Origin of the sequence: Streptococcus sp. UBA632, from assembly GCF_002300045.1 — a bacterium.
Lineage (GTDB): Bacteria > Bacillota > Bacilli > Lactobacillales > Streptococcaceae > Streptococcus > Streptococcus alactolyticus.
In genome coordinates, this window is the sequence record NZ_DBPA01000025.1 from 30176 (window position 1) to 41191 (window position 11016).

Annotated in this window: 11 protein-coding genes; 2 read left to right on the forward strand and 9 right to left on the reverse strand. The window is 41.0% G+C overall.

The window, feature by feature from the left end:
• The 4 genes from B3473_RS03300 to uvrB all read right to left on the reverse strand — a co-directional run.
• Positions 1-410, reverse strand: a 410-nt coding sequence (locus B3473_RS03300) for an 8-oxo-dGTP diphosphatase (RefSeq protein WP_293652157.1), incomplete at its 3' end; no start/stop codon positions are given.
• Positions 411-433: 23 nt separating this feature from the next.
• Positions 434-805 (reverse strand): type II toxin-antitoxin system death-on-curing family toxin, encoded by a 372-nt coding sequence (locus tag B3473_RS03305; protein WP_154454684.1) that lies wholly within the window; start codon positions 803-805, stop codon positions 434-436.
• The gene (locus B3473_RS03310) at positions 802-1059 is read right to left on the reverse strand and encodes a type II toxin-antitoxin system Phd/YefM family antitoxin (protein WP_168260579.1); all 258 of its coding nucleotides are present in this window, start codon (positions 1057-1059) and stop codon (positions 802-804) included. Before B3473_RS03310 ends, B3473_RS03305 begins: the two co-directional genes overlap by 4 nt.
• Positions 1060-1137: 78 nt before the next feature.
• Positions 1138-3129 (reverse strand): excinuclease ABC subunit UvrB, encoded by a 1992-nt coding sequence (gene uvrB / locus B3473_RS03315; RefSeq protein WP_154454682.1) that lies wholly within the window; start codon positions 3127-3129, stop codon positions 1138-1140.
• A gap of 190 nt (positions 3130-3319) precedes the next feature.
• On the opposite strand from uvrB, the gene B3473_RS03320 reads away from it, so the two are divergent.
• Complete coding sequence (locus tag B3473_RS03320; protein WP_293652158.1) at positions 3320-5500, forward strand: ABC transporter substrate-binding protein/permease; 2181 nt, start codon at positions 3320-3322, stop codon at positions 5498-5500.
• Positions 5500-6240 (forward strand): amino acid ABC transporter ATP-binding protein, encoded by a 741-nt coding sequence (locus B3473_RS03325; RefSeq protein ID WP_154454680.1) that lies wholly within the window; start codon positions 5500-5502, stop codon positions 6238-6240. The genes B3473_RS03320 and B3473_RS03325 overlap by 1 nt, the downstream gene beginning before the upstream one ends.
• 350 nt (positions 6241-6590) lie before the next feature.
• Here the strand turns inward: B3473_RS03325 and B3473_RS03330 are convergent, their stop codons facing one another.
• From B3473_RS03330 to B3473_RS03350, 5 genes are all read right to left on the reverse strand, one after another.
• Positions 6591-6764 carry a hypothetical protein gene (locus B3473_RS03330; protein ID WP_154454679.1) on the reverse strand — a complete coding sequence of 58 codons (174 nt, stop codon included), beginning with the start codon at positions 6762-6764 and terminating at the stop codon, positions 6591-6593.
• A 92-nt stretch (positions 6765-6856) separates the two neighbouring features.
• Positions 6857-8170 carry a GTPase ObgE gene (obgE, locus tag B3473_RS03335; protein WP_154454678.1) on the reverse strand — a complete coding sequence of 438 codons (1314 nt, stop codon included), beginning with the start codon at positions 8168-8170 and terminating at the stop codon, positions 6857-6859.
• 64 nt (positions 8171-8234) lie between these two features.
• Positions 8235-8363, reverse strand: a complete 129-nt coding sequence (locus tag B3473_RS03340) for a DUF4044 domain-containing protein (protein ID WP_167829270.1) — start codon at positions 8361-8363, stop codon at positions 8235-8237.
• Positions 8364-8434: 71 nt separating this feature from the next.
• Complete coding sequence (locus B3473_RS03345) at positions 8435-9163, reverse strand: pseudouridine synthase (RefSeq protein ID WP_154454677.1); 729 nt, start codon at positions 9161-9163, stop codon at positions 8435-8437.
• 97 nt (positions 9164-9260) lie between these two features.
• Positions 9261-10910: a peptide ABC transporter substrate-binding protein gene (locus B3473_RS03350; protein ID WP_235281086.1), complete on the reverse strand. Its 1650-nt coding sequence runs from the start codon at positions 10908-10910 to the stop codon at positions 9261-9263.
• Positions 10911-11016: the final 106 nt, after the last annotated feature.

Consider the following 11016-nt stretch of genomic DNA (forward strand, 5'->3'; position numbering starts at 1 on the left):
TTGAGATTATCCTCATCAAAGACACGAAGTAAATTCAGCATATCATAGGCAAGAGGAAGTTGTGGCAACTCTTGTCGAGATACCCATTTGACTTCGCCCTCATCAGACGAACGAAGGTTACCTTCAAATTCAGACGTGCGATAAAGAAAGACCAGATAACGCTCATCGTCCTTGGTGTACCAATGTTTCATGCCAACTAATTGCGGGTGTTTGATGGTTAAGCCCGTTTCTTCCTTAATTTCACGAATAACCGATTCAACCAAGCTTTCATGCGGCTCAATGTGTCCACCTGGTAGAGCAGCTCCTGACCAAGCATAACGTTTTGGGTCCCGAATCTGCATCACCAACCGCCCCCGATCGTCCTCAATCAGACACATATTGGTTAAAATCACATTTTGTGAACGTGACATCTCGTCCTCCTCATATACGAAAATCAATGATTTTCTACAAAATCTAAAATAGCTTCATACGTTATTTGTGATGCTGCTATACCAATCCCAAGATGAACTAATTCTTCATCTGTACACTCCAGTACAATACCATTAATTTCTAGGAGTACGAGCATCACAAAAATACCTATACGATTATTACCATCTAAAAAAGCGTGATTCTTAATCAAAGAGTAACATAGCCTAGAAGCCTTCTCTTCAATAGTTGGATAGCGATCAACTCCAAAATAAACATCGACAATTTTAGAAAGCGATGATTCGACTAATCCTTTGTCGCGAACACCATCTACACCTCCAGAAGCTGCAATTAATTGACTATGTAGGGCAATAACCTGTTCAACGGTTAAATGTTTCATTTTGCGAGTTCCTTAAAAGCATCTAAATGTCTTGACAAAATAGCATTTGCCACATCATCAACACTAGCTTGATCTGCAACAACTGTTTCTTCTTGTTCTTCTTGAACTAGGGTATTGTAATCAAGCAGGACATATTTAGGTTTATTATTCTTTAAAATAACAGCCGTTCCTTTATTGTCAACCATACGAGCTACTTTAGAAAAATTTTGATTTGCCTCAGTGATTGGAACTAAATTTTCAAGATCGATTTGCATTATGATTGCCCTCCTTTTTGATTATCATATCATTTTTAATGACGAAAAACAAAATAATAGGATGAATTTATCCTATTATTAATCCATCGCCTTTAATTCTAGCACCATATCGCGTAATTGGGCTGCCAGTTCAAAGTCAAGGATTTCTGCGGCTTCTTGCATTTGTTTTTGGAGTTTTTTGATGGTGTCTTGGCGTTCTTTTTTCGTCATGCTGTTGTAATCAGGAATATCTTCTGCCACGTCGGTGTCAGCCGTTTTCGAGATCGCAATCAAATCACGAATGTCTTTCTTAATGGTTTGTGGGACAATGCCGTGTTCTTTGTTGTAACGCATTTGGATTTCACGACGACGAGCCGTTTCATCCATGGCTTTTTGCATGGATTCGGTAATCTTGTCCGCATACATGATAACGTGTCCCTCACTATTACGAGCAGCTCGTCCGATAGTTTGGATTAAGCCACGTTCATTTCGCAAAAAACCTTCTTTGTCAGCATCCAAGATGGCCACCAAGCTAACCTCAGGCACGTCAATTCCTTCGCGCAGCAAATTGATACCAATTAAGACATCAAAGACGCCCAGACGCAGGTCACGAATGATTTCTGTCCGTTCTAGCGTCTTAATATCTGAGTGCATGTATTTGACCTTGACGCCCATTTCCTTCAAGTAATCGGTCAAGTCTTCTGCCATTTTCTTGGTTAAAGTGGTAATGAAGGTTCGCTCACCTTTTTCCACACGGGCATTGATTTCACCCAGCAGGTCGTCCATTTGTCCCATGGTCGGACGCACTTCAACCTCAGGGTCAAGCAATCCAGTCGGACGGATGATTTGTTCAACAATGGTATCCGTTTGCTCTAGCTCGTAGTCACCTGGAGTGGCTGACACATAAACAATTTGGTGAACGTGGCTTTCAAACTCTTCCCGACGTAAAGGACGATTATCCAAGGCACTTGGCAAACGGAAACCGTGATTAACCAGCATTTCTTTACGCGAACGGTCCCCGTTATACATGCCTTTAATTTGTCCCATGGTCATGTGACTTTCATCCACCATGATGAGAAAATCCTCTGGGAAAAAGTCTAGCAAGGTAAACGGTGGCTCGCCTTCTGAACGACCATCCATATAGCGAGAATAGTTTTCGACACCGCTAGTGTAGCCCATTTCGCGGAGCATTTCCACATCGTACTCTGTCCGCTGGCGAATACGTTGCGCCTCGATGAGTTTGCCTTCTGACTCAAATTGTTTGACCTGTTCTTCCATTTCCGCCAAGATCTCCTTGATGGCGTGCTCCATGTGCTCTTCGTTGGTCACGAAGTGAGTGGCTGGGAAAATCGCCAAGTGTTCCACCTCGCCAAGCACTCGTCCTGTCAAACTTTCAATTTCGCAGATACGGTCAATTTCATCCCCGAAAAATTCCACACGAAAGGCATGGTCATCACGGCTGGCTGGGAAAATTTCAACCACATCACCGCGCACACGAAAACGCCCACGTTGGAAATCAATATCATTTCGCTCAAACTGAATGTCCACTAAGTCATTCAACAACTGATCACGTGAGATTTCTTGTCCAGGACGTAAGCTAACCACGCTATCTGCATATTCTTTGGGCGAACCCAAACCATAGATACAAGACACCGATGCGACAACAATCACATCGTTACGTTCCAGCAAGGCAGAGGTCGCCGAGTGACGCAATTTATCAATTTCATCATTCACCGAGCTGTCTTTTTCAATATAAGTGTCACTTGATGGCACATAAGCCTCAGGTTGGTAATAGTCATAATAAGATACGAAATATTCCACGGCATTATCAGGGAAAAATTCCTTAAATTCCCCGTAAAGCTGGCCCGCCAAGGTTTTATTGTGGGCAATGACCAAGGTTGGCTTGTTAACCTGAGCAATCACCTGACTCATCGTGTACGTTTTACCAGTTCCCGTTGCTCCCAACAGAATCTGCGCCTTTTCACCGCCTTCAATATTATCAACCAATTCCTTAATTGCTTCTGGCTGGTCACCAGCAGGCTGGTATTTTGATACTAATTTAAACTGATTATCTGTTACCCTATCAATCATGTTTTGCCTTCCTCTTCCATTGCTTTGATGTCCTCATTTTAACACAAGTTTGACGGAAAATCTGCTTTAGACTTCTTAAAGCAACTGGCATTTTTATGTTATATTTTCTAACATCGTCTGTTACTTAAATTTGCCTTAACTTGTGAATTTTGATATAATAGCACTATTACTAACCAAAAAGGAGACTAACATGAAGCACAAATTGAAAGCTCTTATGCTAGCTATGCTCTCTGTATTCTTTGTGTTGGGTGCAAAGACGACGCACGCTGATACGATTAAGATTGTGTCAGATACCGCCTATGCCCCATTTGAATTTAAAGACTCAGATCAAACCTATAAAGGTATTGACGTTGATATTATCAATGAAGTTGCCAAACGCGAAGGCTGGGACGTTGATATGACCTTCCCAGGTTTTGATGCGGCGGTAAATGCCGTTCAGTCTGGACAAGCAGATGCCTTGATGGCTGGTACGACAATCACAGACGCTCGTAAGAAATTATTCACTTTTTCTGATCCTTACTACGATACCGCTGTTGTTGTATATACACGTGGCAACGCTAAAATTTCAAGCTACAAACAGCTTAAAGGAAAAACCATCGGGGTTAAAAACGGAACCGCTTCTCAAAGCTTCTTGAAAGATAATCAAGAAAAATACGGTTACACCATCAAAACATTTGATACCAGTGATCTTATGAATAACAGCCTTGATGCTGGTTCTATTGACGCTGCCATGGACGACGAACCTGTTGTTCAATACGCTATCAAACAAGGTAAAGATTACGCCATTAACATGGACGGCGAAAAAGTCGGTAGCTTTGCCTTTGCCGTTAAAAAAGGTAGCCAATACGAATACCTTATCGATGAATTTAACGAAGGTCTTGCTTCTATGAAGGAAGACGGTACTTATGATGCTATTATGAAAAAATGGCTAGGCGAAGACACTAGTGAATTAGAATCAACTGGTGACGCTAAGGCCAAAGCCACTCCAGTCAAAGATACTTATATCATCGCATCTGATACATCATTTGCACCATTTGAATACCAAGACGGTAATAACACCTATACTGGTTTTGATATGGACTTGATTAAGGCCATTGCCAAACAACAAGGTTTCAACATCAAAATCAACAATATCGGCTTTGATGCAGCACTCAATGCAGTGCAATCAGGACAAGCTGATGGGGTTATCGCGGGAATGACTATCACAGATGCCCGTAAAGCTATCTTTAACTTCTCAGATCCTTATTACACAACCAATATCATCCTAGCGGTTAAAAAAGGAAGCTCTGTTAAATCATACGAAGACCTTTCTGGTAAAACCGTTGGAGCTAAAAACGGTACTTCTTCTTACACTTGGTTGGAAGAACACGCTGATCAATACCACTACACTTTGAAAGCTTTTGATGAAGCTTCTACAATGTACGATAGTTTGAACTCAGGTTCAATTGATGCCTTGATGGATGATGAAGCTGTTTTGGCTTACGCTATCCAACAAGGACGCAACTTTGAAACACCAATTCCTGGTGAAGCTTCAGGTACCGTCGGATTTGCCGTTAAAGCTGGTTCAAATCCTGAATTGATTGAAATGTTCAACAACGGACTTGCAGCCCTTAAAGCAAACGGTACTTACGACAAATTAGTTGCTAAATACCTCACAACTTCTTCAGATACATCTAGCTCATCATCTGATTCAAGCGTGAATGAAACAACGATTTGGGGACTTCTTAAAAACAACTACCGTCAATTGTTGGCTGGTTTAGGAACAACCCTTGGCTTAACCTTGATTTCATTTGCGATTGCCACTGTTATCGGTATCATCTTTGGTATGATGGCTGTCGCTCCAAATAAAGTCCTACGTGGTATCTCAGCAGTCTTTGTTGACGTGATTCGTGGTATCCCACTAATGATTGTTGCGGCCTTCATTTTCTGGGGAATTCCAAACCTTATCGAATCAATCACAGGTCGCCAAAGCCCTATCAACGACTTCCTAGCAGCGACTATCGCCCTCTCACTAAATGCTGGTGCTTACATCGCCGAAATTGTCCGTGGAGGAATTGAAGCCGTACCAAAAGGTCAAATGGAAGCCAGCCGTAGTTTGGGTATCTCATACGGCACAACCATGCGCAAAGTTATTTTACCTCAAGCTGTTCGCCTCATGCTACCAAGCTTTATCAACCAATTCGTTATCTCATTGAAAGATACAACAATCATGTCAGCGATTGGTCTTGTGGAACTCTTCCAAACAGGTAAAATCATTATCGCCCGTAACTACCAATCATTCCGTATGTACGCTATCTTAGCAGTTATTTACCTCGTAATGATTACCCTTTTGACTCGTTTAGCAAAACTGTTAGAAAAGAGGCTTAAGTAATGTCAGAATTGAAAATTGATGTTCAAGATTTACATAAATCTTACGGAGACAATGAAGTCTTAAAAGGAATTACCACTCAGTTTCATGAAGGAGACGTTGTTTGTATCATTGGACCATCTGGTTCAGGAAAATCAACTTTCCTACGCACACTCAACTTACTTGAAACCATCACTAGCGGTAAAGTCATCGTTGACGGTTACGAACTTTCTGACCCTAAAACGAACGTCGATAAAGCCCGTGAAAACATCGGTATGGTGTTCCAACATTTCAACCTTTTCCCACACATGACCGTGCTTGAAAACATCACTTTCGCTCCTGTCGAATTAGGAAAAGAAAGCAAGGAAGAAGCTGAAAAACACGCGATGGAATTGCTTGAAAAAGTTGGCCTTGCAGATAAACGCGATGCCAAACCAGATAGCCTATCTGGAGGACAAAAACAACGTGTCGCCATCGCTCGTAGTTTGGCCATGAAACCTGATATCATGCTTTTTGACGAACCAACATCTGCCCTTGACCCTGAAATGGTCGGGGATGTATTGAACGTTATGAAAGACTTGGCAGAACAAGGCATGACCATGTTGATTGTAACCCACGAAATGGGATTTGCACGCCAAGTGGCGAACCGCGTTATCTTCACAGACGGCGGTGAATTTATCGAAGACGGCACACCAGAACAAATCTTCGACAACCCACAGCACCCACGTCTAAAAGACTTCCTAGATAAAGTCTTGAACGTGTAACTGAGTAAGAAAAGCCAACAACTAAAGTTGCTGGCTTTTCTACGCTAAGTGTTATAACACTTAGCTAACTCACTTATTAGCAAAAAGAGCAAGTTATTATCGAACTTGCTCTTTTTGCTAATAACCTTTTGAAAATGGTCGGATGCTAAAGTATCTCGACTTTTTACGTTATCTACTATCAGGTAGATAACTTGATTTCTTACTAGCTCCCGATAAAAATCAATATTATTTTTATCAGGAACTAGTAACTCTCTAAATCTATTAGGAGTGTTGTCATTTTGCAGCTATAATACTTTTACTCTAGATAAAAAACCTAGCCATATAGGCTAGGTTTTTAAAGTAAGCAGGCTTTATTCTTTTATTTCTCCTGCTTTTTTTGCGGCTAACTTTTCGCGCTCCAACCGCAAACGTCTATTTGGGTTTAATGTATTGAACAGTTCTTCTAGCTTTTCAGCATTCCAAACATCGGCTGCTGATACAAAATTCCCATCTTTATCTCTAAAAGATATCGGTTTATCTCCCATAAGAACCCCCAATAAAATACAATATAAGATCAATTATAAATCATCACAATTCCTATCGTTAGATAACTATGCTATCAACGACAAGTGGCAGGTTAATCTACAAATTCAAATTCAAAGTTACCGATTCGGACGATATCACCATCTTTGGCTCCGCGTTCACGAAGGGCTTCATCGACACCCATACCACGCAATTGACGGGCAAATTTCATTATAGATTCGTCGCGTTCCATATTGGTCATGACAAAGAGCTTTTCAAGTTTTTCACCTGACAATACCCATGCTGCATCGTCATCACGTGAAATCTCAAATGGAGGTTCGTCTGGATCAAAGCCATAGTAAACTTCTTCATCCACCATGTCATCATCAGTATAAAGCAAGAATTCATCTGTCTTAGCAAGCAATTCTGCTGTTGCTTCCATAAGATTATCCAAACCTTGATGTGCCAAGCTTGAAATTGGGAAAATCATTGGCATTTCTTCGAAATCATCGTAATTCGCAGCCAATTTTTCCTTAAAGACTTTCAAGTTTTCTTCGGCTTCTGGCATATCCATCTTATTAGCCACTATAATTTGTGGGCGCTCCATTAAACGAAGATTGTAAGTTTCAAGCTCGTTGTTAATCGCTAGATAGTCTTCGTACGGATCACGTCCTTCGCTAGCTGACATATCAATCACATGCAAAATAACGCGAGTGCGCTCAATATGGCGAAGAAATTGTGTTCCAAGTCCAACACCTTGCGAAGCCCCTTCAATCAAGCCTGGCAAATCAGCCATAGCAAAACTGTCACCTGATTTGGTGCGAACCATACCTAGGTTTGGCACGATTGTGGTGAAGTGATAAGCACCAATTTTAGGTTTAGCGGCTGTCACGACACTTAGCAAGGTTGATTTACCAACTGATGGGAAACCGACCAAACCAACATCTGCCAAGATTTTCAATTCCAACTGCAATTCACGCTCTTCACCTGGCTCACCATTCTCAGCAATTTCAGGTGCAGGGTTACGCGGAGTCGCAAAGCGGATATTACCGCGTCCACCACGTCCACCACGAGCAACTACAAATTCTTGACCATTTTCAACCAAGTCAGTGATAACTTTGCCAGTTTCGGCATCGCGTACTGTCGTTCCTTGCGGCACTCGAACAATCAAGTCCTCTGCCCCACGACCATGCATTCCCTTAGTCATACCTTTTTCACCTGATTTGGCTTTGAAAATGCGGTTATAACGAAAATCCATCAAGGTGCGCAAACCTTCATCCACTTTAAAGATGACTGAGCCTCCTTTTCCGCCATCACCACCCCAAGGTCCACCGTTGGGAACGTATTTTTCACGACGAAATGCAACCATTCCATCACCGCCACGACCAGCTTTGACACTGATTTTTGCGGTATCTAAAAACATACTCATGATTATTTCCTATTCTTTCATTAAAATTGCACTAAAGCATAAAAAAACGCCTCTTCAGCGTTTCTTACATAATAGAACCGATAGCAGCCGCTACAATGCCTCCTACGGTTACAAGAAGCATCAAGATAACAACTACCATTGTTAATTTTTCAAATAGCGTTTTTTTACGCGGTCCGTTTTCACCAAATGCCACTATTACATACCTCGCTCATTTACTTTATACCTATTATCATAACATTAAAGCAGCAAATAATCAAATAACTACTACAATTCCACACCAAATTCTGCTAAAGAAGCCACTTCTTCAGCACTTAAGCGACGCCATTCTCCCAATGCTAACGAGGTATCCAATTGTAAAGGTCCCATGCTGATGCGCTGCAAATCCACCACGGTTTTCCCGCAAGATTGAACCATGCGTTTCACCTGATGAAATTTTCCCTCTTTAATCGTAATCTCAACAAAACTCGTATCCGTGACCTTATCAACCTCTAAAATGCTCAATCGAGCAGGCTGGCAAACAAAGTCTTTCAAGGTAATCCCTTCAGCAAAAGCAGCTACGTCTTCTTTTGTCATCACACCAGCCACCTTGGCACGATAGGTTTTCTCCACGTGTTTTTTAGGTGATAACATGGCATGAGCTAGTTTCCCATTATTGGTCAATAGCAAAAGCCCATGGGTATCAATATCCAAACGCCCCACTGGAAAGACTTCCTTATCCCAAGCCGTTTTATCCAACAAATCCAAAACCGTTTGATGATGGTTGTCCTCCGTAGCTGAAATAACCCCTTTTGGCTTGTTCAAGAGATAATAAACGTATTTTTCATAAACAAGTCTTTGATTGTCAAAGACAATCTCATCAGTTGAGGCATCTATTTGGCGTTTTGCTGACGTTTCAATCTTATCATTCACACAAATTTGTTTTTTCTTGAGCAATTGCTTGACCTCTGTTCTCGATCCCAACCCTGCTTCAATTAAAAATTTATCTAAACGCATACTAACCTTTCTATAATGGCACTCTTTTTATTGTAGCATTTTCAAAGCACAAAGAAAACAAGGTAGGTAAACCCTACCTTGTTTAATAACCTAAGCCTTATTCTTTGTAAGCGTAAGTAAAGTCAACTGATAATCCTGTTGAGTTACGAACAAGTCCTTTCAATGAAGGATTTTGAAGTGATTCTGTACTACGGAAGTAGATTGGGTTGTAGTAAGCATTTTCGTAAAGGATTTTTTCTGCTTCTTTGTAGTCTTCAGCAGCTGCTTCTGGATCTAGAGCATCTGTTGTGATAGCTTTTTTATAAGCAGCATCGTAATCAGTGTTTGAGAATTTACCATAGTTATATGATGAATTTGATGTGAACAAGCCGTAGAATGTTGAACCTTCTGGGTAGTCACCACCCCAAAGAACAAGGGCAACATCAAAGTTTTGGTTCTTAGTATCTTCTAGACGTTGTTTGAAGGTAACGAATTTTTCTTCAACAGTCAATCCTGGAAGAGCTTCTTCCCAAGTTTGTTTGAGGTAATCAACAGTCGCTTTTGCAACTGGGCTATCAGCATCTGATGTGATAGTCAATTTAACAGAGTCTGTACCCAATTCTGCTAAACCTTCTTTGAAGAGTTTTGTTGCTTCTTTCTCATCATAGCTATAACCTGGCTCAACGTAATCAGTCAAGTCTGTACCATCAGGCAACGTTTCAAGTCCATAAGGTACCAAGGCAGTTGCTGCTTTAGAACCGGTGTCGATAGCGGCTTTAACGATACCTTCGCGGTCTGTTGCCAAGTTAAGAGCTTGACGGATTTTAGTATTTGTCAAAGCTGGTACAGTACCAGTTTCGTTATAAACCAGGTAAGATGTTGTTGCTTCTGGAACTTGGACAACGTCTTTATTGTTTTTGTTAGCGTTGTAGATGGCTTCTGTACCTGAGATACCAGCTGCATCAAGTTCGCCGTCTTTATACATTTGAACGGCTGTATCTGGTTTCTTGATGGTTTGAATGATGACTTTTTCGTTTTTCACATTGTCAGCATCCCAGTAGTATTTGTTTTTAACCAACTTGAATGTGCCACTTGTACCGTTCCAATCTTCAACAGTGTATGGACCAGAGTAAAGGGCTTTGTCTGAGTTTGTTCCGTAATCAGCACCTGCTTTTTCTACAAATGCTTTGCTTTGTGGCATGAAGTTTGTAAACGAAAGAAGACTCATGAACTGAGGTGAAGGGCTAGACAAAGTAAAGATAACTTTATTGCCATCTGCTTTAACACCAAGTTCGTCAACACTCTTAGTACCAGCGATTACTTCTTCGGCATTCAAAACGTGTGCATCAGAAGCAAGGTAAGCATACTCTGAAGCTGTTGTTGGGTCAACAATACGTTGCCATGTGTAAACAAAATCTTCAGCAGTTAAGTCGCTACCGTCTGACCATTTCAAGTTATCACGCAAGGTTGCTGTGTAAGTCAAACCGTCGTCAGAAACTTCAACTTTTTCAGCCAAGTCAGGTTTCAATTCACCTTTTTTATCGCGGCGAAGCAAGTTACTACCTGAGTTACCAATGGCAATAGATGAGTAAGTATCAGTGTTTTTTGAAATGTCTAACGTATTGATTTCAGTTGGAATGCACCAGTTGATTTCGTTTTTTGATGATGACGAAGATGAACTGCTACCTCCACAAGCTGCTAAGGTCACTGCCGACAGCAAGGTCACTGCACCTAATCCAACACGTTTCCAATTTGAAGTGATCTTCATAAATGGTTCCTCCTAACCATAACTTTCTTTCATGATTGATACTATTATAACATACTGTTTTCAAAAAATACAGAAAATTTCTAAATTATTGAAAAATTCCATAATT